Source organism: Flavobacterium cerinum, from assembly GCF_024496085.1.
GTDB classification, from domain to species: Bacteria; Bacteroidota; Bacteroidia; order Flavobacteriales; family Flavobacteriaceae; genus Flavobacterium; species Flavobacterium cerinum_A.
This window is the reverse complement of record NZ_CP101751.1, coordinates 3,537,925-3,563,763: the sequence shown is the minus strand read 5'-3', so window position 1 is coordinate 3,563,763 and position 25,839 is coordinate 3,537,925. Positions and strand designations below refer to the sequence as shown.

Sequence of the window (25,839 nt, the reverse complement as noted above, 5' to 3'; positions counted from 1 at the left end):
AATTTATTAGCTAATTAACTTTAAATTATTGAGTTAGAATTCGAAGCGAAAAATATAGAATATCTTACAGGTTGGTTTGAGGAAAAATAGAAGAAATAAAAAAGCCTTAAACATTTTGCTTAAGGCTTTTGTGAGAAAATTCTTTGAGGATGAGAGGTGTTACGATCGAACACCTGATGCCGCTTTTGTTGTATTTTAATAAGATTGGCTAAGTAAATATATATGATCAAATATTATACATTAGTTATATGACTTATTGTTTATAGCGGATTAAGGCTTTAGGAAGTTGTAAACTATGCACACTATCCCGTTAAGATAAAATTACTGTGACAATTTTGAATTTTGGGATAAATTCGAAATTGTCAGAAATAACTGGTACATTGGTGTTATTTTTGATTTTTGTTAATCCTCCTTGTAGTTTGATTAATAGTTCTTTTTTGGTACTTACTACCAGTTTTAAATGCCTTTTGTAAGCCATAATGAATAAAATATGGCATTTATATACTTGAATGTACTAATCCAATTTTTAATCTACAGCCCTAAAATAGGAGCTTTTAAAAGATTTTGCAGAGAGGAAGGGTCTCGGACTATCCTCCTTTATAGCCCTATTTATAAGCCTTTAAGTATTTTAAAACAAAAACGGTAACGATTTGGTAACGTAATTACTGTCATTATTAGGCTACTGTCACAAATTTGACACTTAGCAAATCAAAGACAATAATAAATTCGGAATGCTTTTTTTCACTCTTTATGAAATTAAACTTGTAATAATCATTTTGGATCGTTCTATCAACTCATTGGACTTGAACATCTGACTTTCGATTATGGAGCTTTCAAACAGCATATATATGTGGTCTGATAAAACCTCATCCTCTATAAAATCTGAAAAAAATTTCCGGAGGTCTTTCTTATGGTCCTGAATTACAGTCAGTATTTTTAAATTATCGCCCGGAATTTCAGATAAAATATTCAAGAAACTGCAGCCTCTGAAATTTTCCTTTTCGTTCCTATAAACTAAGTAATCAAATGTCGCCAGAACCTTTGATTTCACATCTTTTTTATCGCTTATAAAATCATTAAGCTCACTGAACCAATAAGCATGTCTAGCATTTAAGAAGGCAACACATAAATCCTCTTTGGATTTAAAATGCTGATAAAAACTTGCCTTAGCAACATTTGCTTCAGAAATAATCTGATTAATACCTGTTGAATTGTAACCTTGATTGGCAAAGAGGACAAAGGTTACATCCATAATTCTTTCTTTTGGAGCTATCATAAGGTGGTTTTTATAGAACAAATATATAATTAATCCTAAAAACATACAAACCTGTCTGTCTTTAAATGGATTTGAAGTAACCAGTAGAGGTACAAAATTATCAAGATGAAGGAAACGTGGCCTGTCACTCTCTTTACTAAAAAAAGTAGAATTAGCTTCCTTAAAATTTTGCTAATCCTACTCTAATAAAGATTTCATTTATTTAAACTTTCGGTCTTCTTCTTTGATTGCTAAATCATTGATGCTAGCATATCTTCTGGCCATCAAACCATTCTCATCAAATTCCCAGTTTTCATTTCCATATGCCCTGAACCAGTTCCCCTCCAGGTCACTATACTCATATTCAAATCTAACTGCGATACGGTTGTCAGTATGTGACCAATATTCTTTTTTAAGCTTGTATTGCAGCTCCTTTGTCCATTTATCAGCGAGAAATGCTACAATTTCATCTCTCCCGTTTACAAACTTATCTCTATTTCGCCATTCGCTGTCGATGGTGTAGGCTTTAGAAATTTTTACAGGGTCTTGTGAATTCCATGCGTCTTCTGCAAACTGGATTTTCTGCAATGCTGATTCAAATGTAAACGGTGGTAGTGGATGTTTCTGTTCCATGTTTTTAATAAATTAAGTTGTTAATAATTTTTGAGTCATCTTTTTCGAATAACACATCCTGTACTATTCGACAGGACAAACTTAAAACAAAAAAACAAAATAGACAAACTTGTCTGTCTGTTTTTTTTAATCCATAACTTTTAAGTATATTTATCAGGAATTATCAAGTAATACATACCTTTCCGTCCATAAAATAATAAACTATATGGCATCAAATTCTTACTATTTTTACTGCGGTACAAACTATTGGTCATTCAGTAAGATTTTTAGAAAACATAAAGGCAGTGTCCCCCAAATTTTAGAAAGAAGCCTGAATTCGAATGGATTGCCAAGGCGAAGTATATTTACCGTTCAATAAGGCTTGAAATTAAACGAGCAAAAAAGATTTACATAAATTTGCGAAATGGAAAATAATAAACTTGTATTTGAATCTAAATACAAAAAGTTAGGCTGTACCACCTTTGATCATCAGAATTTGGAATTAATTAATACTAATTTTTTTCGCCCCTTCATTAAAGTCTTGCTGGTACCTGCACATTACATAATCAGTGTCGATTTTAAAATATATGAATTGGATAGACCGGCTGTATTTTTTGTAAACAGCAATCAGTTCCTTACTATCGTTAAAGCCTCAAATACTCCTGCTCACTTCATCTATTATAACAGGGATTTTTATTGTGTTCAGATTCATGATGCTGAAGTTGCGTGCGATGGATTATTATTCAATAATATTTTTGAAATCCCTAAAGTAGCTTTTGATGAATTGGAAATGGTTAACGTACAGCAACTATTTTCCCAAATAAAAGAAGAGATCGAACTGAAAGATTCTTCTTCAGAAGAACTGATCCGCGTCTACTTAAAACAGTTAATTTTGAAGGCAACAAGAGAATGGAAAAAACAGAATCTCGAAAATGATCAGATAATGCTTCAGTCCACTGACCATGATTTTTTCAGAAATTTCAGCCGTCTGGTTGAAATTCACTTTCGTGAAAAACATGCTGTTGCCGATTATGCAGACCTAATGAGTCTGGCCCCTAAAACATTATCCCATAAATTTAAAAAATTGAATCTGGAGAATCCAAACGAAATAATCAAAAACAGGATTATACTCGAAACAAAACGACTGCTTTATTATACCGATTTAAGCATAAAGGAAATTGCGTATCAGCTGGGATATGACGATCCGGGTTATTTCAACAGAATGTTTACTCAAAAGCTTGGAAACACACCTGCACATTTTAGAAAAGAATTCAAAAAACAATAAAAATAACTTTAAAAGGAAAAAAGTACAATTTTAATACACTTTTTAATCTATATAAAGCTGTTATCGCGACATACCTTTGTCTCATAAAAAATAACAATTTAAAATATAGATTATGAAAAATTCATTCTTTAAAGGTATAACCTTATCAGCACTCGCAGCATTGATGTTTAACACTACACCAACAGTTGCACAGCAGAAAACACCAGCTGCACAAGACCCAAACATATCAAAAGATATTCGTGCATTTTTAAAAGTTTTAAACAGTGGTAATGGAAAACCACTAGAACAAATGACACCAGAAGAGGCCAGACTCGTTTTGGTAGGGGCTCAAAATTCTGTAACTTACGATTACTCCGATATCGAAGAAACTGAAAAAACAATTACTCAGGACGGTTTAACCGTGAAGCTTCATATTGTGAAACCTAAAGGAGCTAAAAACGGATTACCTGTTTTTATGTTTTTCCACGGCGGTGGCTGGGTTTTGGGAGATTATCCAACCCACAGAAGGTTAGTTAGAGATTTGGTTGTAAATAGCGGCGCTGTTGCAGTCTTCCCGGATTATACACCTGCTCCCGACGCTCGTTTTCCTATAGCAATTAATCAAGCGTATGCTGCTACAAAATGGACTGCTGCACATGGAAAAGAAATTGGGGTAGATGGCACTAGATTAGCCGTTGCTGGCAATAGTGTTGGTGGTAATATGGCAGCTGTGGTGGCACTGATGGCAAAAGACAAAAAAGGACCTAAATTAGTACAGCAAGTACTTTTATGGCCGGTAACGGATGCCGATTTCAGCCGTTCATCATATACTAAATTTGCTCAGGAAAGATTTCTTACAACACCATTGATGAAATGGATGTGGGATAATTATTTACCTAAAAAAGAAGACCGTAAAAACAAATATGCGTCTCCTTTACAAGCTTCACTAGACGAATTACAAGGTCTGCCGCCAGCATTGGTACAAGTAGCCGAGAATGATATTTTATATGATGAGGGTGTCGCATATGCACGAAAATTAGATCAGGCAGGTGTTCCAACTACCATTACCGAGTACAAAGGCTTTATCCATGATTACGGATTGTTGAATCCAATCGCCCATATTCCAGCGATTCAAGTTTCAATACAACAAGCAGCTGTAGTTTTACATAACGCATTGTTTGCAAACTAAATTGACCTAGGCATTTATATACTTGGATTGGTACATCTAAGTATATCATTATCAAGTATAATTCAACGGAAGTACGATTAAACAAAAAAGCACACTACACAGGTCCCTGCCTCTGTTTGTGTGCTTTTAGTTTTTTTACTTTTTATAGCTTTTGTGACCTTATCATACAAAATTCAAACCAATTGTTAGAAGATTTGAAATCCCTTAGTGAATTAATAGCTGCATAATTTTAGAAGGTAGCTACGGAGAGTGAGACTCCCAAACTTTATTTTATAACGCTTTATAAATGGGTTAGTTATAATACTTTTCCAAATCAATGGTAACTATTTTGTAACGATTTAAAAGAACAATTTTTCATTAAATTGTCGCCATTTGTCATTACCACGTTTAAAAAAGAAAAAGCCCTGAGATTAGAAATCTTAGGGCTACATTTGCGTTTTCTTCATTATTTAGAAGATTGTTGCGGAGAAAGAGGGATTCGAACCCCCGGACCTGTTACAGTCAACAGTTTTCAAGACTGCCGCAATCGACCACTCTGCCATTTCTCCAATATGTTGCAACCATTGCTGTATTGCGGTTGCAAATATAATGCGTTTTTCGGGTTTTACAAGTCTTTTGAACTATAAAATAGTAGTAAAATCAACTATTTTTTGTAACTGCTTTATAGTGTTGGTTTTATAAAATCCAAAAAAAATTAAAATCCTACATATTCTGTAATTTCAAGGCCATATCCGATCATTCCGACACGCTTTGTCTGCTCCGAATTAGATAATAAACGGATTTTACAAATGTCCAAATCGTGTAACATCTGAGCCCCGATACCAAAATCTTTTGTGTCAATTTTGATTTGCGGTGCTTTGTTAATCCCCTGAGCCTGTAAATTTTTTAATTCCGATAAACGATTAAGCATATCCAATGACTGAATTTCCTGATTGATAAACAATATCGCACCACGACCTTCTTCGTTAATACGACGGAACATATCATCCAGACGTTTATCAGCATCATTTGTAAGCGTTCCTAAAATATCATTATTGACATGTGTTGAATTGATACGGGTTAGAATAGGTTCTCCGGAACTCCAGCTACCTTTAGTCAAAGCAATATGTACTTGCTTGTTGGTAATCTGTAAATAAGCACGTAAACGGAAAGTTCCGAAACGCGTTTCAATTTCAAAATCCTCTTTTTTCTGAATCAGACTGTCATGTTGCATACGATAAGCCACTAAAGCTTCAATCGATACAATTTTAAGGTCGAATTTTTTAGCGACATCAACCAATTGCGGAAGGCGAGCCATCGAACCGTCTTCATTTAAAATTTCTACCAAAATTCCGGCTGGTTTTAAGCCTGCCAGACGCGCTAAATCGATAGCGGCTTCAGTATGTCCGGTACGACGTAATACACCGCCTTGTTTCGCACGTAAAGGGAAAATATGCCCCGGTCGACCTAAATCTTCCGGTTTTGTATTGTCATCGACTAACGAAAGGATTGTTTTGGCTCTGTCGTGTACCGAAATACCGGTTGTACAACCATGTCCTTTTAAGTCAACAGATACGGTAAACTGGGTTTCGTGAAGTACCGTATTGTTCGTTACCATTAGGTTTAATTCCAATTCTTTACATCGGGCTTCTGTTAAAGGAGCGCAAATCAGACCGCGACCGTGTGTGGCCATGAAATTGATCATCTCTGGAGTTACTTTTTCAGCAGCTGCGATAAAATCACCTTCATTTTCGCGATCTTCGTCATCAACAACAATAATAATTTTGCCTTGACGGATATCTTCAATAGCTTCTTCTATAGTGTTGAGTTGTATGTTTGTGTTAGTTGCCATTTTAGTTGTTATTATTTTTGAAAAGTTTTTCTGAAAGTTTTTGGAACGGAGCCGTGATCCAATCAAAATTGATCATGACACCAATGTCGTTTGTGGCTCTATAGGTTAGGAATATAGCCAACGGGGTTAATACTATGGATGACATCCAGGTACCTAAAAAGGGAGGAATACCGTTTTCCTGTGCTACTTTTTTACCGAAAGTGTTGATAAAGTGGTAAATAATAAAGATCAGTACAGCAAAAACGATCGGTAATCCCAATCCGCCTTTTCGGATAATGGCACCCAGTGGCGCACCGATAAAGAACATTAGCAGACAAGAAAAGGCCACAACAAATTTTTCGTGAAGCACAATCCAGTGTACGTTAATGTTTTTTTGTTTTTCCAATAAGTCGGTACTGTTGTTATCTATGGAAAAATTAAGGCTGGTTACATTGTTTTTAGCAATTTCCAAAACCTTATATTTTAATTCCGGATTCAGTAAGGAAAGGAGGTCTTTTGTTTTGTTCGGATCACCGCCCATAGGACGGTATTTATGTTTCAGGGCATAATCGGTTCCCTGTATGATGTTCTCGGCAAAGGAAATTTTATCTTTTTTCAGATTGGTTTCAAGTGAATCGATCGTATAATTCAATTCATTGAAAGTAAGCATCGTGTTGGTATTCGTAATCTTATCGTTTTCGTCTACCGGATTTAATACTGTAAGATCAATATTCACGCGGTATTTTTTAAAAGCGGCTTTAGCGAAAGGTTCTTTTTTACGATCCTCGTAGTTTTTCGGCATAATATCCTCGTAGTAATAGCCGTCAATCAGATCTAATTTTAAGATGTTTGAGTTTTCTTCGTTGATCAAAACGCCTCTTTTGGCTTTAATAACCGATTTGTTTCCGGTTCCCAAATTGGATTTTTCGTGCATCGTTACACCTTGAAGCTGTTCGCCTTTTTCACCGGATTTTTTGTCTACTTTAATGGAAAAATTACCGATTTTATTAAAAAGCCCCTCGGCGATTGCCATTGCAGGTTTGGTATGGAAAATTTCTTTTCGGAGGTTAACGAAGTTATATTCGGCTTTCGGAATAACATTATTCGCAAAAAAGAAGGATACGAAACTTAAAACGATAATAAAAATATTAAGGCTTTTCATGGCTCGTTTCAGGGATATCCCGGACGATTTCATGGCGGCAAACTCGTAATTCTCGGCAAAGCTACCGAAAGTCATAATCGAAGCTAATAAAATAGACAGCGGTAATACCAACGGAATCATTTTAGGAGAATAGAACAAAAGGAACTGGAATACCAGCCAGGCATCGAGATCTTTACCGGCTAATTCGGCAATAAAGAGCCATATTCCCTGCAAAATGAATATAAAAAAAAGGATTACAAATACCGTAGCAAATGTAATCAGAAAGCTTTTAAGAATGTAACGGTCTAATATTTTCACCCGATAATTAGTCTAATTTATTGATGTAATAATTGGGATATTTACTCTCGGTAAAGGTAAAATGATTTTTCGAAATAGGCTGATTCGTTTTAAAAGAATTAACAGTAAGTGTCGTTTTCGTACCGTCTTTAGCTACTTCAATCTTATTATAGATGTGTTTGGTCTGAGTATCAATGCCTAACAGAATTTCTTTGGTTTTGTCTTTAGTACTTAATGGCGTCAGTTTTATATACTGAATTTTACGTCCTCTGATGTTTTGAAGGATGTCCCATGAATACTTATAACCGGAGTTAAAGAATGTCAGCATTTTTGAAGGTGTAATGGAATTTTCATCATTTTCATTATACTTCGAAATTGTTACTTCTTCATCTTCCGGAATGATGGTATAGTTCTTTTTGCCGTCAAAAATACGGGTTACGCCCATAAAGTTTAAAACGAACTGATTTCCTTTTAAAGTCAGGTTTCCTTTGCTATCCTGATTTTGGTTTTGTTTCGGATTCTGAAGTGTAAAACGGAAATCGATTACAATGTTGTCATAGCTGTTGGCTTTTGCTGAAACTTCATTCAGCAAGTCTTTTGCTTTTTTAGAATCCTGTGCCTGTAAGGTTAAACCGAATAGGAGTAATGTTAAAAGTGAAAGAAAAGTACGCATTTTACAAGTCATTTAGTTCATTATCAAAGAATTGATTGAGCGCTACTAAATCCGGGATTAATACACTTCGGGCTTTACTGCCTTCGAAAGGTCCTACGATTCCGGCGGCTTCCAATTGGTCGATCAAACGTCCGGCCCGGTTATAGCCCAGTTTTAGTTTTCTTTGTAACAAAGAGGCTGATCCTTGTTGTGCCGTTACAATAATCTCGGCAGCATCTCTGAATAAAGAGTCTCTATCAGCAATATCAATATCAAGACTTATGCCACTTTCTTCGCCTACGTATTCCGGAAGCAAATAAGCATTCGGATAGGCTTTTTGTGAACCGATAAATTCGGTTATTTTTTCAACTTCAGGTGTGTCAACAAAAGCACACTGTACGCGGGTAAGATCATTACCTTGTGTGTAAAGTAAATCTCCGCGACCAATTAACTGATCGGCGCCCTGACTGTCTAAAATTGTCCTTGAATCGATTTTAGATGTCACACGGAAAGCAATTCGAGCCGGGAAGTTGGCTTTTATAATACCGGTAATAACGTTTACTGACGGACGCTGGGTTGCAATGATCAAATGAATTCCGATGGCACGGGCTAATTGGGCTAAACGAGCAATCGGTGTTTCTACTTCTTTACCGGCAGTCATGATTAAGTCGGCAAACTCATCGACAACTAAAACGATATAAGGTAAGAAACGATGTCCGTTTTCCGGATTTAATTTACGAAGCTTGAATTTTTCGTTATATTCTTTAATGTTACGCACCATTGCATCTTTTAGCAGGCTGTAACGGTTGTCCATTTCAATACATAATGAGTTTAATGTATTGATTACTTTGGTGTTATCTGTTATGATTGCGTCTTCTGTATCCGGAAGTTTGGCCAGATAATGACGTTCAATTTTATTAAAAAGGGTTAATTCTACCTTTTTAGGGTCAACAAGGACAAATTTTACTTCTGCCGGATGTTTTTTATAAAGTAAGGAAGTCAATACTGCATTTAGTCCGACTGATTTACCTTGTCCGGTTGCTCCGGCCATTAGTAAGTGCGGCATTTTTGCCAGATCGACTACAAAAGTCTCATTGGAGATGGTTTTTCCAAGGGCTATTGGTAATTCCATTTCGGCTGTCTGGAATTTAGGTGAACCGATTACGCTCTTCATGGACACCATTGTCGGTGAATTATTCGGAACCTCGATACCGATAGTTCCTTTACCCGGAATCGGTGCGATGATACGAATACCTAAAGCAGCTAACGACAAAGCAATATCATCTTCCAGACTTTTAATTTTTGAAATACGAATACCGGCTTCGGGTACAATTTCGTATAAAGTTACGGTTGGTCCGACAGTTGCTTTAATCTGAGCAATATCAATCTTGTAATTGCGAAGGGTTTCAACAATACGGTTTTTATTTTCTTCCAGTTCAGCCTGATTGATTGTGATCCCACCGGAATTATATTCTTTAAGAAGATCAACAGAAGGGAGCTGATAGTTGGATAACTCAAGTGTAGGATCAAATTCTCCAAAATCCTGAACCAGTTTTGCGGCAAGATTTTCTTCTACAAAGGTTTCTTCTTCTATTTTTTCGATCACAAAATGCTCATCATTCGTTTGGATAATTTCCGAGGCAGGTGCTGTCGGGATAACCGGAGGTGCCGTTACCGGAACAACGGGTTCAACAGGTTTTGTTTTTAGTGTGATTTCGGATGGATGCTCAATTGTTGGTTTTAAGGCATCTTTATTGATTTCAAATGATGAAGGTTTGGTTTTTAATTCGATATTCGACAGAATTTCATCGTCTTCTTCATTGTTAAAATCCAGACTTGGATTGGAAGTGGTAATGGATTCGTCTACGATTTCATCGGGAAGTGGTACCGGAGTGATGATTTGACTGTCGGTAACCGGTTTGTCCTGATTTAATTCTTCTGTAAAAGATTGATTTGATCTTTCAAAAAAGTTTTTAATACCTTCTGTGGAGATTCTGATTTTTAGAATTAAATAAACAATAATACCAAAAAGTAATACAAGGAAAGTACCGGTTTTACCCAAATAATCCTGGACAAAAAGGTTCATTTCATAGCCGATTACACCTCCTAATTGCGGTACATAGTTCCAGAAAAAACCAAATAAGATGGATAGAATAACCATCACAAATAAATCCCAGAACATGGTCTTTTTGAGTTTGCCTAAAGATAGATCAACCAATAAATAGGCACCGGCTAAAAAGAATAACCGTACAAAAAGGAAGGAAGCAACTCCAAATCCTTTATAAAGGAAAATATCAGAAAGGAAAGCTCCGAATTTTCCCAGCCAGTTATAGGTTTTTTCACTACGGTCACTAAAGTCTGTTAGTGCGCTCTGGTCGTAGTCGCCATAAATGTAATAGGAAATAAAAGAGAGTAACAGGGCTACCGAAAATAAAACAAGTAAAGCCCCCAGGAGGACTTTGTACTGGCGTGATAACTGCCATGAAAATTTCGGTTTAGCCGTTTTTTCTCCTTTATCAGAAGTATCTTTTTTGGTCGCTTTTGCCATTCAGAAAGTTGAAATTATGTTGCTAAAAATGCAAATCAGGTTAGCCGTGGCAAATATATGATTAATCCCACAGCTATAGCGGCAATAGCTGCAAAAAATACAGCACCGGCAGCTATGTCTTTTATAAAACCGATTTTTTGATGATAATCAGGATGAATAAAATCCGCTATTTTTTCGACAGCGGTATTCAAACCTTCGATACTAAGTACCAATCCGATAGCAAGGGTTTGTACTAACCATTCCTCTTTCGTAATCTGAAAATAAAATCCGGCCAGTGTAATCAGTACTGCCAGACTAAACTGAACCATAACACTGTGTTCAGTAGTTACCAGTTTGTATGCTCCTTTAAAAGCAAAAACAAGGCTTCTTAGCCGGCCGGTAAAAAAGGAATTATCTTTTTTCATTGATTTTTTAAAGTGCTGCTAAAGCATTGTCATAATTCGGTTCATCTACAATTTCCGAAACCTGTTCGCTGTATTGTACTACTCCGTTTTCATCAAGTACGATAACTGCTCGGGAATGTAATCCGGCCAAAGGTCCGTCGGTAATTGTTAATCCGTATTCTTTTCCGAAGTTTCCGTCTCTGAAATCGGAAAGATTAACCACATTAGTCAGGCCTTCAGCTCCGCAAAAACGCGCTTGTGCAAAAGGTAGGTCACGGGAAATGCAAAGTACTTTTGTATTCTCAAGATTACTTGCTTTTTCGTTAAATTTACGAACCGATGCTGCACAAGTACCCGTGTCAACACTTGGGAAAATATTTAAAACGACCTTACTTCCTTTAAAATCGGATAGTGATGCTACGGAAAGATCGTTTTTAACCAGTTGAAAATCTTTTGCCTGTGTTCCTACAGCAGGTAATTCCCCGAATGTGTGGATGGTATTTCCTTGTAAAGTGATTTGTGCCATTGTTTCAATTTTTTTTAGTATTCAAAAGTATAAAATTATATCGGAAATATAAAAGCGGTTGAACCGACGTTTTTACTTTTTACTTTGGTCGATTCGGAAAGAAATGAGGACAAATTTTGTTAAAACAGTTTAAGTCAAAAAAGAAACACGTACTTCGTGTTAGTATTAATTGTGGCTAAAGGAGTAAATTTTAGCAACCGTAATTCAAAGAATCTATGCCATACAGTCCCACAACAATTGCCAATTATTACATTGAAAAGTACGGAAAAGGAGGAGAGTTAACACCGATGAAGCTCCTGAAACTAACTTATATCGCTTACGGATGGTATCTTGCCGTTACCGAAGGCAAAGAACGATTAACCGATGAACAACCGGTTGCCTGGGATATGGGGCCTGTGTTCCCTTCTCTTTATCGGAATATTAAGAAAAATTATAAGAAATGGAACATTTCGTCAAAAATTCCTCTGCCTGTTTTAGAAAAGATAAAAGATAGAGATAAGACTTTTTTAGATAAAATATGGTCTATTTACGGTAAGTATGATGGTGTTTATTTAAGTGCCTTAACACATGAAGAAGGTGCACCCTGGAATGAAGTGTATTGTAAAGGATCGAATAGAGAATTAAATGATGAAACGATATATCAGCATTACAAAGCAAAAATGAGTGCCAAAGAGGATGAATAGCTTTGGAGAAAACGTAGAACGGATAGCATTAAATACTTCGCCTGTAAATCAATTTGATATGGAAATCGGAATTGTTCAAGGGAAGTGTTTATCAATGAATCTGGAAAAAGAAAGAATACGAAAGTTCAAATCAAAAACGGATCGGTATCGATCCAATACGATCTTAAGAGTCGTATTTTCGGCTGTTTATACTTTGGTTTTAGTATACTGGTTGTGTAATGTGCTTGATATTCTAAGAAATAATAGTTATAAACTCTCCGATAGTGTTCTGATTAGTTTATTGATAACTTCCACTGCCAATGTGATTGGTATGGTTGTGATTGTGCTTAAAAATTTGTTTCCCGGTAAAAGTGAAAGGGGTAAAAGAATGTTTGTATAAGTAGAGTATCCTGAGTAGTGCTGTTTTGGGTAAAATTAAACAAAACTCAGGATGATTTATAATATTGCTGTTTCCGATAAAAAGGGCGTGTTATATTGCGATAAAAATATCAACTTCAGCATTTTCGGGATTTTTGGCTTTGTCTGAATAGACTTCAAAGTCGGCGGTATAGGCTCTTTTAATATCGGAATTCCATATTTGGGTCCAGGCTTCAGCTAATGCGCCTTGGAATATATTTCCTTTAGCAATTATCTTTTGATAACTACTGGCTGAAATGTCTTTAGCGATCATCCCATCCGGAATATTTGCTGTATCCGATACACGGCATCCTAAGATTGTAGTATAGGGTTTGGTATGATCTTTTTCATAATCGGTATAAATACAATATACGGTTGAATCAATTTTATTCGGGATTTTTTCGATACAGGCTTCCGTTATAAATTGTTGCCAAAGCAATCCGATATCTTTCATCGCTTGTTGGTTTTCATTTGTTGTTCGTACGGAAATTCCGATTACACTAAAGGATTCTATTTTTTCCGGGTTCATAAGTTTTGGTATTGGATATAAAGATGCAATTTATGATTATTTTAAAAATACAGATTTTAAGCGAGTACACTCCAAAAATCAAGCGCCATTCGGGTTTCGTCAATCATTTCCATTAGCGGAGTACAATTGGGATCCGACAGATAACCGGCGCAGATTTGTTGTGTCGATTGAAGTGTTGTACCGAAAGTTACCTCAGCATAGATATCATCCGGAAGCGTACCGATAAAATGTAATTGTGTATTTGGGAAATGGGACAAATAATTTTTTTCAATACTATCGGAAACAGCCAGTAGCTCCTGTAAAGTTCCTTTTTTTAATGCAAAAGTGCCTAGTTCGACACAGGAAAAATTTTCAGGTATAAGTAGCGGCTCTTTTTCAATGTTCAAATAATGAATTATTACTGATTTTTTGTCGATTAACTTTAAAAAGGAAAGTGCTCCGGGATTGGAAGTAATATCTTTTTCTATGGTTGTGAGTACTGCTGTGTTTTGAGCCAGAAGAATATTAGCATATTCGCCTTTATCGTTTTTGGCAAGGCAATGAAAAGCGATTCCTTCCAGATGGGCTAAAAACTGATTTTCGAAATCGGAAATAGCTTGTAGTAAGTCTTTTTCAGTTGCGTTTTCCGCTATCCGGAAACGGGTACATTCCATTACGGAAGCATTCAGGGTATTTACTTTTATCATGATGTTAACGCATTAATTGAATAACGGCACGAAAGTAAAACCGGATAGTGACAACAGTATGTCAGTTGAGGAAAGTAATTTTACTTTTATTCGTTTGGTTCAATATGAATCAGGATATGTCCTAATTCCGGAATACGTTCTTTTAATGTGTCTTTAAGGCGATGTGCGATTTCATGACCTTCTTTTACCGTAAGATAAGCATTTACAACGGCGTGTAAGTCTACATGGTATTTCATACCCGATTTACGGATAAAACACTTTTCGGTATCCATAACACCTTCGACACCAATAGAAACCGTTCTGATTTCTTCAATCAGATCATCATAGAAATGTTCATCCATGATTTCGCCTAAAGCCGGACGGAAAATTAAATAGCTATTGTATAAAATAAAGAACGAAGCAAATAAGGCTGCCCAGTCATCCGCGGATTCATACCCTTTTCCGAAAATTAAAGCAATCGATATTCCGATAAACGCAGCCAGTGAGGTAATAGCATCACTTCGATGGTGCCAGGCGTCGGCTTTTAAGGAAGAACTATTGGTTTGAATCCCTTTTTTATAAACCATTCTAAAGGAAATTTCCTTCCAGATAATGATAGCACCCAATACGATCAGCGTGTAGGGTTTAGGGAGATCGTGTGGTGTTCCGATGTTGATAATGCTTTCGTAAGCAATAATAGTTGCCGATGTAATAAGAAAGCCTACAACCAGAAACGTGATAAGCGGTTCGGCTCTTCCGTGTCCGTATGGGTGGTTTTTATCAGCCGGGCGATTGGAATATTTGATACCGAATAATACCAGAAACGAAGCGAAAATATCGGTAGTCGATTCGATGGCATCGGCAATCAGGGCATATGAGTTCCCAAAATAACCGGTTAAACCTTTAATCAATGCCAGTGCAGTATTACCGATGATACTGAAATAGGTCGTTTTTATAGCGGTTCGTTCGTTCGTCATTAGGAGTCCAAATAGTAAGCGAAATTACATAAAATATCAATGCTGATGGGGCGTGAAAAATATTTTTTACATCAAATTTGTCTTTTAAGCCATTTATAACTCTGATGGTTTAACCGTTTAAAAGCCTTAATAATTTCATACCAGATTACGGATATAAACCCGATTAATATACTGGTCACTAAAGATTGCAGCGATAACGTTTCAAATTCAAAAAAAGCAGTCAGAGGCGGTACAAAAAGTAAGAGCCCAAGTAGTAGTAGGGTTATGCCTATTATACTTGTAATCATACTGTTTTTATAGCGTAATGTTTTGATGACGGAGTAGTAAAACGAACGATTGACCAAAGTCAAAAAGATATTAGCAATGATCAATGTGGTGAATACCAAAGTCCGGGTTGTATTTTCATTGTAATCATGGTAAACGGCATATTGATATATTCCCAGAGTTCCTGCTGTTATAGCTAACCCTTGTATGATACTTGTTGTGAGTTCTTTCCAATTGAAAAAAGTATTCGAAAACGGACGCGGCTTTTCATTCATGGTATTGGTTTCCATTGGTTCGTTTTCGTAAATGATAGAGCAGGTAGGTCCCATGATCAGCTCTAGGAAAATCACATGTACGGGTGAAAAAATATTCGGATAGATCCATCCTAATGCTAATGGAAGGAAAACGGTAAGAATAATAGGAATGTGAATTGAAATGATATATTGAATAGCTTTTTTCAGATTGGTATAAATTCGTCTGCCCATTGCAATAGCGGTTACCATTTTGGAAAGGTCATCTTCAAGTAAGATTAGCGAGGCGGCTTGCTTAGCAATTTCAGTCCCCTTTTTTCCCATAGCAATACCAATATGAGCGGCTTTTAAAGCAGGGCCGTCGTTAACACCGTCCCCGGTCATCGCTACGATTTCATTTTGTGCTTTTAAAGCATTGATAATTTTAAGTTTGGCTTCCGGGTACATTCGGGTAAATACATGAGTATCGCGAACCCGTTGCTGTAATTCCTGCTGATCCATTTGTATCAGTTCATCTCCGTTCAGACTTTTTTCACTGCCAACGAATTGGATTTGGCGTGCAATGGCAGCAGTTGTTTCGGCATTGTCTCCGGTAACGATTTTTACAGTAATACCGGCTTTATAAAATTCTTGCAATACCGAAGTAATATTTTTTTTCGGCGGATCGTAAAAAGCAACGATTCCTTTAAATGTAAAATCAAAATTCTGTTGTTGTTTCGGGTAATGATCTCCTTCAAAACGGGATTCGGCTACTCCTAAAATGCGATAACCGTCAGATGCCAGCTGTTTAATGGCAGAATTTATGCTGTTTTTCTGGTCTTCACTAAAAGAAATAGAATTTAAAAATGCCTCCGGAGCACCTTTAGCAGCGATAATGCGATTTCCTGCTGAATTCTCAAAAATATGCGTCATCATAGGTGGTTTACCGCCCAACGGATATTCGTGTACAATCTTATAACCCGGTCGTTCATCATCAACATGGGTTTGCCGGTAAGCTTCATGAATTGCCGTTTCCATCGGGTCAAAAGGAATAGGTTCGCTGGCCCACATTGCCATTCGGATAATTGTGGCATTCCCGTTAGCGCTGGCTTCAGTATAATCCGAAATAGAATCAGTTTCAAAATTATATATTTTAGCGAGGCTCATTTTGTTTTCGGTCAATGTTCCGGTTTTATCGGTACAAATAACAGTTGCACTCCCTAGTGTTTCGACAGTTTTCATTTGTTTGACCAATATGCCGAGTCGCATTAAACGCCAGGCACCCAAAGCCATAAAGGTTGTAAAAGCGACGGGAATTTCTTCCGGAAGAATACTCATGGCCAGTGTTAATGCTTTTAGCAGACTGTCGAGTAATTCTCCCGATTGGTAATAATTGAGAAGCCATACAATAAGAAAAACGATTGCTCCGATGATAACCATCTTTTTGACAAAATTCCCGATTTGTCTTTCTAACGGAGTCTTTTCTTCTTTTATGCTGTCTAAGCTTTTTCCGATTTGTCCCAGTTTGGTCTTGTTTCCTATAGCTGTAACTGTTGCAATAGCCAATCCGCTGGCAACTGTTGTACCTTGATAAAGATATGAATCTGAACTTTCAGCATCTTTTGCAACGGGTAGGGATTCACCGGTAAGTATGGATTCATTAACCGAAAAATCATTGGATTGAATAATTTTGGCATCCGCAGCAATAGCAGTACCTTCTTCTGCTACCAGAGAATCTCCGATAACTAGTTCTTCACTTTTGATTTTTTTGGTAATTCCGTTGCGAATCACGGTACATTCCGGTTCGGTATACGCCTTTAGCTTTTCAAGCGCATTTCGACTTCTGGAATCCTGATATAATGAAATTGCTGCTACCAAAACAATCGCTGATGCCAGAAAAATACCATCGCCGGTATCTCCACTGATAAAATAAAGTAATGCTGCTACCAACAGTAACAATACCATGGGTTCCTGAACAAGACTCTTAACGGCTTTCCAGAAACCGTTTTCCTTCTTATAGTCGACTTGATTTTTGCCGTACTTTTTTCGGGATTCGAGTACTTCCTTTGCTGTGAGTCCTTTTATGTCTTGCATGGTTATAACGTTGACAGGTTACTACGGATTGATAAATTGCTGTATTTTTTGCATATAAATAGCACCGAAACCATCGCCGGATAATTTGGTGAATCCTTCCAGATGATTGCCGTCAAATTCGATTAATTGTCGCCCTTTTGCCAGTTCTGAAAAAAGCTTACTGTCTTCCGATGTTGTCATTTTGTCTTGTTTTCCGGCAATCAGCAAATAAGGACAAGTAATGGACCGGGATAATTTTTTAATATCAAAATTCGTATCCGGTAACAGTATCGTTTTGTTTTTAACCTGTTTGATTTTAGATGCGATTGCTGACGGATCATAAACAAGTCCTTCGGCAATTACAAAATCCACTTTTTGTTTTTGAAGGGCAAGATTGGTCATAATGGTTCCCATTGAAAGTGCCCAAATTCCTGTTTTTGTATTTTTTTGATTCACTTTTGTCCATTCAATTACTGCTTCCAAATCGGTTGCGAATTCATTGTAATACAAATAGTCGTTGTTGATGTTGAAATCCTGACTTTTTCCGAATCCGCGGTAGTCGAATAAAACGACAGTATAACCATTATTGGAAGCAACCCATGCCTGATTAAGCCAGTATGACATATTCCCCGAATCACCGTAAGCTACAATCAAAGTGGTTTTATTATCGTTTTCCTTATTAGGTGCAATTGCCCAGGACTGTAATACATAGCCATCGCGGGTTGTAATAGTATTAGCGGTATAGGTCAAAGATAAGTCTTCAGGTTTTGCAACATAATTTTTATCCGGTTTTAAGGCCCATACAGGTCCCCAAATCAATAGCATAAAAAGGAACAGGAAATGCTTAGTCATAATAGTATAACTTTTAGGTTTGGATTAGAATTACCTAAAATTACCTATTATTTATTCAATTTCAAAAGATATAAGTTAGGATGTAATTTAATTTTGATACGCTTGGCGAACCATGCTTTTTACCACGATCCGGTGAAAAGGTAGAATAAACCGCATGTAATAGCGCCCTTTTTGATTGTTATAGGCAACCAACGTTGTTACTTTAATGTTATAGTTGGCTGTAGAAGTATTCTGAATCAGCGCTCTGAAATTTAAATGAGTGTCATCTGCACCGAGGAGTATTTCAGTTTTATCGACCGAAAAAACTTTAAAAAAACCAATATATTGTCCCACAGCAAGACCAACGTTATAATCGCTCGGCTTTTCATTTTTTAAACCGATCAATCGAACCAGAAAATTACGAATTGTAAACAATGTTCGAATCCAAACAGGGGATTGCCCGAATATTTTTCGCGTAATTTCAGCTATAGAATCCTGATGATTGGTTGTGGAAAAAGTATCGGAAAAATCAATTTTTACTAGGCTTTTCAGTGCTTTTTCACTGAGATCAACATGCTCTTCGATAACTTTCATGGGATTAAGTGTTTAGGGCAAAAGTACTAAATAGTGTTTAGATTAGTGCAGTTGTACTAATTTTTATATTTTTGTTGTATGAATAAAACAAAAAAGAAGATCCTCGAAGCCGGTTTACAGCTTTTTAATACTTACGGACTGCCTAATGTAAGCCAACGGAAAATAGCCGAACATTTAGGCATAAGTCCCGGTAATCTGACCTATCATTTTAAAAAGAAAGAAGATATTGAAGAAGCTTTGTATTTTGATCTGGTTAATAACATCAGTGAAGAGTTCCGCTTGATGGGAGAAAAGGAGGTGAGCTTACAGAACCTGATTACTTTTGTGGAGAACTTTTTTGTAACCATTTATGCCTATCGTTTTGTTTATCTGGATATTGTGCATCTGATGCGAAATAACGAAGTCATTTCGGGACATTATAAGCAATTGATCATTTCAAGAAAATTACAGTTTCTGCGAATGATCGAACAGTTTATTGATTCCGGATTATTTCGGGAAGCCGAGCTATTGGATGAATATGAAATGTTGTACAAGCGGATTCAGATTATTCTTGATTTTTATCTTTCAGCTGAAGAAATTACCGAAAATACAATCGGTTATCGACCAATGGGAAATCATACCTTGTTATTCCTGCATTCGATTTATCCGTACCTGACCACAAAAGGGAAGAAGCAGTTTATGGAAGTGCTCCCTCTTTATGAATAACAATGAGCCGATATCGCGAAGTGTATTCGTTATACTTAATAAAAAGCTTTGGAAAAATAATATATGATCATCTATTTAGATGTAAAATAAGAAATGAATACGATAGCTTTTTTGTATTTTCGCCGGCGTAACAATGTTACAATAAGAATATAGAATAATAAAAAAACAGACTTTGTTTCGGGATTGTGCCCCAAATCAGTTTTGTTAATCTGGAATAACGATGCTTTTTAACTCACTGAGTTTCGCACTATTTTTACCGACAGTATTCCTGCTGTATTGGTTTGTAATAAACAAAAATCTCAAACTACAGAATATCTTATTACTGGCGGCAAGCTATTATTTTTACGCCTGCTGGGATTGGCGTTTTTTGTTTTTACTGCTGTTTTCCACAGTATTGGATTATGTTACCGGATTAAAAATGCAGGATGCTTCAAAAGAAAATGAAAAGAAGTTTTGGTTTTGGTTGAGTATTATTGTAAACCTCGGTTTCCTCGGATTTTTTAAATATTATAACTTCTTTATAGAATCATTTGCCGATTTATTACACCATTTTGGGTTTAATGTAGCAATCTGGACTTTAAAAATTATCCTGCCGGTGGGTATTTCATTCTATACGTTCCATGGTCTATCCTATGTAATCGATATCTATAAAAACCGTATTAAAGCGGAACGCAATCTGGTGGATTATGCCTTATTTGTAAGCTATTTTCCGTTGTTGGTAGCCGGGCCAATAGAACGGGCGACACATTTATTACCACAATTAAAGAAAAAAAGAGTTTTTAATACCGATAAAGCAATAGATGGTTTATACCAGATTATATGGGGATTATTTAAAAAAATGGTAATTGCTGATAGTTGTGCGACCTATGCCAATGAAATTTTTGAAAAATATGACACGGCAAATTCGCTTACCCTGTTTATGGGCGCCGTTTATTTTTCATTTCAGATTTACGGTGATTTTAGCGGTTATTCGGATATCGCTTTAGGAACATCCAAATTATTCGGAATCGATTTACTCCGTAATTTTAATTATCCGTATTTTTCCCGCGATATAGCCGAATTTTGGCGGCGTTGGCATATCTCGCTTTCTTCCTGGTTTAAAGACTATTTGTATATTCCGCTTGGAGGAAGTCGGGGAGGTAACAGAATGCGGATTCGCAATACGTTTATCATCTTTTTGGTAAGCGGATTTTGGCACGGAGCCAATTGGACTTTTATTATCTGGGGACTTTTAAATGCATTTTATATCATGCCTTCCATTTTAATGAAAACCAATAGGGAAAATATCGATATAGTGGCAGCAGGGAGAAAACTACCTAATTTTCGGGAATTTTCACAGATGATCATAACTTTTTTTCTAACGATGATGGCCTGGGTGTTTTTTAGATCCGAAACAGTAATCAAAGCATTGGTATACCTTAAAAACCTGTTTTCGTTTAATTTTTCAGGAGGAATTGCCTACCTGTCGATCGAACGTTACTCGGTCGAACTGCTATTAATTCTGGGAGGGTTCCTGTTTGTAGAATGGATTTCAAGAGAGCGTGAACATCCTTTTTTTGGTAGATTTACCATTTTAAAGTTGATTTTAGCGTTACTTTTCATCATTATTTTAGGTGTGTATTCACAAATAACAGATTTTATTTATTTTCAATTCTAATGAAAAAATTTGGGAAAAGATTGGTACTTCTTGTAGCGATACTAATAACGCTGTTATTTTTATGTGATTTTGTTTATACACAGGTTTATTTACATTCGCATCCGAGAAACAAACTGCAATACATTCTAAAAACGGAAAAGCGTCATTTTGATGTTGTTTTTCTTGGATCTTCAAGAGTGGCGAATCATATAGATACCCGGTTATTTGACAGTTTGTCCGGGAAAAGAACCATTAATCTGGGAGTGGAAGGTGCCGGATTAAACGATAATTTATTAGAATTAAAGCTTTTACTGGCCAATCAGAACCATGTTTCAAATTTGTTTCTGCAGCTTGATGCCAATTTCGAAAGCACCAATCCGTCTAATATTTCGATTGCAGAAGCAATGCCATATACGGATAATGAAATTATAATACAGCACATCAAAAAATATTTTAAAAACGAACGGGAGTTACTTTATATCCCGTTTTACAGATATGCTCTTAACGACCCGAAAATTGGGTTACGCGAATTATTCTTTTCGCTAATCAATAAAAAACCAAGTAACAATCTGGAAATTGGATTTATACCAAAGTTTGGAAATTATATCCCGGCCATAGAAAATAGTCTGCCGGAAACTATAAGAAATTCGAATAGTGTTTTGGACGAGATAATAGCCATTTGTAAGGCGCATGATGTTAAACTGGTATTGTTTACTACGCCATACTGTAGCAAAACCAATACAAACGGATATATAGAAAAATTAAAAATCAAATTTCCGGATTTACTGGATTTATCTACGGGTTATTCGGATACGTTATTTTATGATTGTGGGCATCTCAATGAAAAAGGGGCTACCATTTTAACTGAAGCACTATATAGCGTAACCAGAGATAAACTAAAAAAAGAAAGTAACCGGTAATCGTGTACAATTATGCACTGTTTTCTGCAATTTCTTTCACAATTTCCAGTGCTAACGGAAATTTTTGTTGAAAGTAATCTTCAAAATCTTCTGTAATATCCATACTGACTTCCAGTTGGGTTACGTCTCCCAAATCAATCAGTATATAATTTTCTTTGGCACCTGACCATTTTTCGGTTTCGTCATCCAAAGGTTCTTCGTTGCCGTTTTTTACAACCCCAATATGTTGAAATGACATTAACTCTCCTGTTACCATTTGGTCAATAATGCTATACATACCGTTTTGACTATTGTCCAGAAATAAGACTTTACTGCCTTCTTTCCAGTCGGATATCGCTATCGATCCTTCGCTAAATACCTGTGTCCATTTGCGATAGTTGGAGTCTTCCCATAAAGCGTTCCATACAGCCGTTCGGGATGCTTTTATGTCAATTTTAAACTGTAGAATCTTCATATGTATCAGATTTGGGTTAGTTTATTTTTACGGATGCCGTTTTCACAATAATGTCATCGTCTGTAAGTAAACTATAGCGGATGATCACATTTCCTTTGCGTTTTTTGTCAATTTCAATCGGAATTACATCATTCTCCCATTGATTGCAATGTGTAGGAAAAGGTTTTACCGCATAAATCCACTTGCCGTTTTTTAGTGTCCAGACATAATAGGAATGCCAGCAACTGGTAAACCATACCGGTAGCAAACCGATTTCGTCTGTTCCGTTTCCGTTCAAATCCCCTTTATTGACCGGGATACCGTCAATACAATCCTGGATGCTGATTGTAGGAATTGTAGCATCGGAAAACCGGATATAGCTGTTACAACTGCCTATACAATCCATTTCATTTTCACTTAACTGAGGTGTTTCTAACCACATATATTCGAATTTTCCATCACCATTAAAGTCCCCTTTTTCTGCATTTTCCGGGACTTTAACAGCATTCGTTTTCTTTTTGGCAAGGTTTTTATCGGTAATCAGATCACTTTCAACAATGATCTTCCAATCGGAACCGGAAAGTTTAAAAATGAGATAAGACGGATAATTTTCATTCTTTCCGTTATAATGAACTGTTTTGGTAAAGCTACATTTAACCGTTCCGTCAGCTTGTTTTTCTTGGCTGACAATACCGGTTTCCTGCTTAAAATCCGGAAATTTTTTAAATAAGGCGATTTTTTTTGAAATGCAATCAGCCTTACTTTCCTGCTTTCCGTAAAACAAAACGGTATCATCAAATACAATAGCAAATAAACTGGTATTTTTAGTATCGTGTGCTTTGTTCCATTGTTGAACCAAAGCATTAAAATCAACATTTGTAATAATCGGATTTTCGGCAAAAACACTACAGCAGATTAACAGAAAACCATAAAAAAAGATATTTTTCATAAAGAATTAAGGCTCAAAATCAGGAAAACGATCGGCTACGAGATTCAATTGGATAGTATGTTCTAAATAAGCTTTTAAGCCGGCCAAAACCAATGTAAAACCTTCAGTAGAATTGCGGACGTCTGCGATAATCTCATCCATTGTACCGTCATAACCGGAATCGGAAATACTAACGAATGTCGTGTTATCTTCACGGGCTGTAAAAATCCATTCTACTGTAGTTGGCCATTCAATTACGATCCGTTTGTCCTGTTCAATAATTTTAACATCGACAGTAATAGAATGATGATACATTTCCCAATCCCACTGAACGGATTTTCCGGCTTCCAATCGCCCGCTACTTTGGGTAAACCAAAATTTAGTGGTGATTTCCGGATTTATAAAGGCTTCAAATACTTCCGAAACCGGTTTTCGGATCAGCATTGCGGCTTTGGCACTGTATGTTTGCGGATTCATAGTGTGTAATGTATTTAATAAGAACCAATATAGTTGTGAGACTTAGCCATTATACGCATCCTGAAGCGTTTTAATGTCCAGTTTATCCATTTGTAATAATGCCATCATAACGCGATGTGATTTTTGACTGTCGCCGGATCCCATTAATTCGCCCATAATTGAAGGGACAATTTGCCAGGAAACACCGTATTTATCCTGTAACCAACCGCATTTTTGTTGCTGACCGCCTTCGGAAAGACGCTCCCATAAAGTATCGATTTCACCCTGATTATGACAGTTGACAACAAAGGAAACAGCCGGTGTAAAAGTGAATTGCGGACCACCGTTTAGCGCAACAAATTCCTGTCCCTCTAATAGAAAAGAAGCAGTCATCAGTGTACCGGCCGGAGCCGGACTGCCTTCGCTGTAATAACTCGTTTTGAGTACTTTTGCGTTATTGAAAATGGAAATATAGAAATTCATGGCTTCTTCAGCCTGATTATCAAACCAAAGAAAAGGTGTTATTTTTTGAATTGATTTATCCATAATCTTTATGCTTTTTTGATTACTATCTCAAATTTAGAAGAATTGTACGAATAAAAGAAACATTTGTATTTTAAAACGAAAGCCAATTATGGTAATAATTAAGAAAATTAAAGAGATTACCAATCGCATGGGCGAGGATAACCGGTCCCAATTTCTGATACTTCTGATAATAAATGCCAAGAACAAGTCCTAAAGTGATTACAGACGGTAACATACCCCAACCCTGATAGGTGTGAAAAGAAACCCGAAGCAGTAAGCTGAATGTTAAGGGGAGAAGAGGATGACAATTTTTGAAGCGTTTAAAAATATAACCGATTAAGAGAAGTTCTTCATAAAAGGAATTGATCAGGATTATAGAGACAATACTAAACAATCCGGTGTCAAAATTTACTGACGGAGGAGCAATATCGAAAGTTAGTAGTAGTTTGGTACCGGAATAGCTTAGGATATTTCGGATGAATACTAAAATAAGTGCCGTTAAAAGATAGGCTATACGAAAGTCAAGGTTGAAATCTGAGATAGTCCATTTCCTGTATTTTAAAAACAGAGCAATAAGCGATAGTGCTATTATTTCATAAAGGAGTATTCCTGTGAAATCGGTATCATTATAGGTTGGAATGACGCCCTTATCACGCAAAGCAATACTTTGGGTAGCGGAATAAATAAAAACACCGAAACCGACAGTTATGACAAAAAGGAGCTCAAAAAAAGCTCCTGTTGTTTTGCGAAATTGCGGGTTCAGTGATAACATGCTATGGTTTATAAAGACCGTTAAAAAGAATTACACGCCATTTATCCGGATCCTCATAGGTTTCGCTTTTACCGATCCAATACGGATTTTCCGGTGCTACAGGTTGTATTCCGAAGTTAGTCATACGTTGGATTGCTTTGTGATATTTTTCCGGTGTATCAAAATAGAAGACGAGTAAATTTTCCCGGGTCGGTTCCGGTAAAGGAGTTGTATCGCTGTGTTGTGTAAATTCAAGATGATACTGTTCATCCGGAAGTCCGAGCATAACACCATCGTATCCGTCGTGACCGGTAAAGGAGCCGAGTTCTTTTAAACCTAAAGCATCTTTATAAAAAGCGACCACTGCCTTTAAATTGTTTGTCGGACGTGCAACCCGGAATTGTACGGCATTAAGCCCGGTTGTTTTTTCATTCATTGTTTCTTGTGTTTCTGTTTTGTTGTGGCAGGCCGTCGTTAAGAAGACTGATCCGATAGCTACTACCACTGCTTTTAAACCTCTCATATTGTTTTTTGACAAAGTTCCGGCGAAACAGCCAGGACATCAA

The 25,839-nt window shown here is 36.5% G+C and carries 27 protein-coding genes and 1 tRNA gene; 7 read left to right on the top strand and 21 right to left on the bottom strand.

Annotated elements, in window-relative coordinates:
• Positions 1-748: 748 nt before the first annotated feature.
• Positions 749-1,276, bottom strand: coding sequence for a TetR/AcrR family transcriptional regulator (locus tag NOX80_RS16035; protein WP_256550810.1), 528 nt, complete (start codon positions 1,274-1,276; stop codon positions 749-751).
• 198 nt (positions 1,277-1,474) lie between these two features.
• Positions 1,475-1,888 (bottom strand): nuclear transport factor 2 family protein, encoded by a 414-nt coding sequence (locus NOX80_RS16030; protein WP_256550809.1) that lies wholly within the window; start codon positions 1,886-1,888, stop codon positions 1,475-1,477.
• Positions 1,889-2,459: 571 nt separating this feature from the next.
• Between NOX80_RS16030 and NOX80_RS16025 the strand changes: the two genes are divergently transcribed.
• Complete coding sequence (locus NOX80_RS16025) at positions 2,460-3,152, top strand: helix-turn-helix domain-containing protein (RefSeq protein ID WP_256550808.1); 693 nt, start codon at positions 2,460-2,462, stop codon at positions 3,150-3,152.
• A gap of 112 nt (positions 3,153-3,264) precedes the next feature.
• On the top strand, positions 3,265-4,320 hold the full coding sequence (locus tag NOX80_RS16020) for an alpha/beta hydrolase (protein WP_371926059.1): 1,056 nt from the start codon (positions 3,265-3,267) through the stop codon (positions 4,318-4,320).
• A gap of 463 nt (positions 4,321-4,783) precedes the next feature.
• Here the strand turns inward: NOX80_RS16020 and NOX80_RS16015 are convergent.
• The 7 genes from NOX80_RS16015 to tpx all read right to left on the bottom strand — a co-directional run bounded on the left by NOX80_RS16015 (position 4,784) and on the right by tpx (position 11,677).
• Positions 4,784-4,868: transfer RNA gene (locus tag NOX80_RS16015), tRNA-Ser, on the bottom strand.
• Between the two features lie 146 nt (positions 4,869-5,014).
• Positions 5,015-6,151, bottom strand: a complete 1,137-nt coding sequence (gene ribB / locus NOX80_RS16010; protein ID WP_256550807.1) for a 3,4-dihydroxy-2-butanone-4-phosphate synthase — start codon at positions 6,149-6,151, stop codon at positions 5,015-5,017.
• A 1-nt stretch (position 6,152) separates the two neighbouring features.
• Positions 6,153-7,589, bottom strand: a complete 1,437-nt coding sequence (locus NOX80_RS16005) for an LptF/LptG family permease (protein ID WP_256550806.1) — start codon at positions 7,587-7,589, stop codon at positions 6,153-6,155.
• 7 nt (positions 7,590-7,596) lie between these two features.
• Positions 7,597-8,241, bottom strand: a complete 645-nt coding sequence (locus NOX80_RS16000) for a LolA family protein (RefSeq protein WP_256550805.1) — start codon at positions 8,239-8,241, stop codon at positions 7,597-7,599.
• A gap of 1 nt (position 8,242) precedes the next feature.
• Positions 8,243-10,768 carry a DNA translocase FtsK gene (locus NOX80_RS15995; protein WP_256550804.1) on the bottom strand — a complete coding sequence of 842 codons (2,526 nt, stop codon included), beginning with the start codon at positions 10,766-10,768 and terminating at the stop codon, positions 8,243-8,245.
• 35 nt (positions 10,769-10,803) lie between these two features.
• A complete protein-coding gene (locus tag NOX80_RS15990) occupies positions 10,804-11,172 on the bottom strand; it encodes a diacylglycerol kinase family protein (protein ID WP_256550803.1) in 369 nt (122 codons plus the stop codon).
• 7 nt (positions 11,173-11,179) lie between these two features.
• Positions 11,180-11,677: a thiol peroxidase gene (tpx, locus tag NOX80_RS15985; RefSeq protein ID WP_256550802.1), complete on the bottom strand. Its 498-nt coding sequence runs from the start codon at positions 11,675-11,677 to the stop codon at positions 11,180-11,182.
• 215 nt (positions 11,678-11,892) lie between these two features.
• On the opposite strand from tpx, the gene NOX80_RS15980 reads away from it, so the two are divergent.
• Positions 11,893-12,360: a Panacea domain-containing protein gene (locus NOX80_RS15980; protein WP_256550801.1), complete on the top strand. Its 468-nt coding sequence runs from the start codon at positions 11,893-11,895 to the stop codon at positions 12,358-12,360.
• The gene (locus NOX80_RS15975) at positions 12,353-12,739 is read left to right on the top strand and encodes a hypothetical protein (protein ID WP_256550800.1); all 387 of its coding nucleotides are present in this window, start codon (positions 12,353-12,355) and stop codon (positions 12,737-12,739) included. The genes NOX80_RS15980 and NOX80_RS15975 overlap by 8 nt, the downstream gene beginning before the upstream one ends.
• 90 nt (positions 12,740-12,829) lie before the next feature.
• Here NOX80_RS15975 and NOX80_RS15970 read toward each other — a convergent pair whose 3' ends face one another.
• From NOX80_RS15970 to NOX80_RS15945, 6 genes are all read right to left on the bottom strand, one after another.
• Positions 12,830-13,285, bottom strand: a complete 456-nt coding sequence (locus NOX80_RS15970; protein WP_256550799.1) for a GyrI-like domain-containing protein — start codon at positions 13,283-13,285, stop codon at positions 12,830-12,832.
• A gap of 56 nt (positions 13,286-13,341) precedes the next feature.
• Positions 13,342-13,971 (bottom strand): hypothetical protein, encoded by a 630-nt coding sequence (locus NOX80_RS15965; RefSeq protein ID WP_256550798.1) that lies wholly within the window; start codon positions 13,969-13,971, stop codon positions 13,342-13,344.
• Positions 13,972-14,057: 86 nt separating this feature from the next.
• Positions 14,058-14,927, bottom strand: a complete 870-nt coding sequence (locus NOX80_RS15960; RefSeq protein ID WP_256550797.1) for a cation diffusion facilitator family transporter — start codon at positions 14,925-14,927, stop codon at positions 14,058-14,060.
• A 71-nt stretch (positions 14,928-14,998) separates the two neighbouring features.
• Entirely contained in the window at positions 14,999-17,515 is a 2,517-nt protein-coding gene (locus NOX80_RS15955; RefSeq protein WP_256550796.1) for a cation-translocating P-type ATPase, read from the bottom strand.
• A gap of 21 nt (positions 17,516-17,536) precedes the next feature.
• Entirely contained in the window at positions 17,537-18,346 is an 810-nt protein-coding gene (locus tag NOX80_RS15950; protein ID WP_256550795.1) for an alpha/beta hydrolase, read from the bottom strand.
• Between the two features lie 87 nt (positions 18,347-18,433).
• Positions 18,434-18,919 carry a DUF2867 domain-containing protein gene (locus NOX80_RS15945; RefSeq protein ID WP_256550794.1) on the bottom strand — a complete coding sequence of 162 codons (486 nt, stop codon included), beginning with the start codon at positions 18,917-18,919 and terminating at the stop codon, positions 18,434-18,436.
• Between the two features lie 78 nt (positions 18,920-18,997).
• On the opposite strand from NOX80_RS15945, the gene NOX80_RS15940 reads away from it, so the two are divergent.
• From NOX80_RS15940 to NOX80_RS15930, 3 genes are all read left to right on the top strand, one after another.
• Entirely contained in the window at positions 18,998-19,624 is a 627-nt protein-coding gene (locus NOX80_RS15940; RefSeq protein WP_256550793.1) for a TetR/AcrR family transcriptional regulator, read from the top strand.
• 220 nt (positions 19,625-19,844) lie between these two features.
• The gene (locus tag NOX80_RS15935; protein ID WP_256550792.1) at positions 19,845-21,281 is read left to right on the top strand and encodes an MBOAT family O-acyltransferase; all 1,437 of its coding nucleotides are present in this window, start codon (positions 19,845-19,847) and stop codon (positions 21,279-21,281) included.
• Entirely contained in the window at positions 21,281-22,180 is a 900-nt protein-coding gene (locus NOX80_RS15930; RefSeq protein WP_256550791.1) for a hypothetical protein, read from the top strand. The genes NOX80_RS15935 and NOX80_RS15930 overlap by 1 nt, the downstream gene beginning before the upstream one ends.
• 10 nt (positions 22,181-22,190) lie before the next feature.
• On the opposite strand, the gene NOX80_RS15925 is transcribed toward NOX80_RS15930, so the two are convergent.
• From NOX80_RS15925 to NOX80_RS15900, 6 genes are all read right to left on the bottom strand, one after another.
• The gene (locus tag NOX80_RS15925) at positions 22,191-22,634 is read right to left on the bottom strand and encodes an SRPBCC domain-containing protein (protein ID WP_256550790.1); all 444 of its coding nucleotides are present in this window, start codon (positions 22,632-22,634) and stop codon (positions 22,191-22,193) included.
• 16 nt (positions 22,635-22,650) lie between these two features.
• Entirely contained in the window at positions 22,651-23,562 is a 912-nt protein-coding gene (locus tag NOX80_RS15920) for a hypothetical protein (protein WP_256550789.1), read from the bottom strand.
• A 6-nt stretch (positions 23,563-23,568) separates the two neighbouring features.
• A complete protein-coding gene (locus NOX80_RS15915) occupies positions 23,569-24,018 on the bottom strand; it encodes an SRPBCC family protein (protein ID WP_256550788.1) in 450 nt (149 codons plus the stop codon).
• A gap of 42 nt (positions 24,019-24,060) precedes the next feature.
• Positions 24,061-24,543, bottom strand: a complete 483-nt coding sequence (locus tag NOX80_RS15910; RefSeq protein WP_256550787.1) for a VOC family protein — start codon at positions 24,541-24,543, stop codon at positions 24,061-24,063.
• Between the two features lie 70 nt (positions 24,544-24,613).
• Positions 24,614-25,294 (bottom strand): CPBP family intramembrane glutamic endopeptidase, encoded by a 681-nt coding sequence (locus NOX80_RS15905; protein WP_256550786.1) that lies wholly within the window; start codon positions 25,292-25,294, stop codon positions 24,614-24,616.
• Between the two features lies 1 nt (position 25,295).
• Entirely contained in the window at positions 25,296-25,796 is a 501-nt protein-coding gene (locus NOX80_RS15900; protein ID WP_256550785.1) for a VOC family protein, read from the bottom strand.
• Between the last annotated feature and the right edge of the window lie 43 nt (positions 25,797-25,839).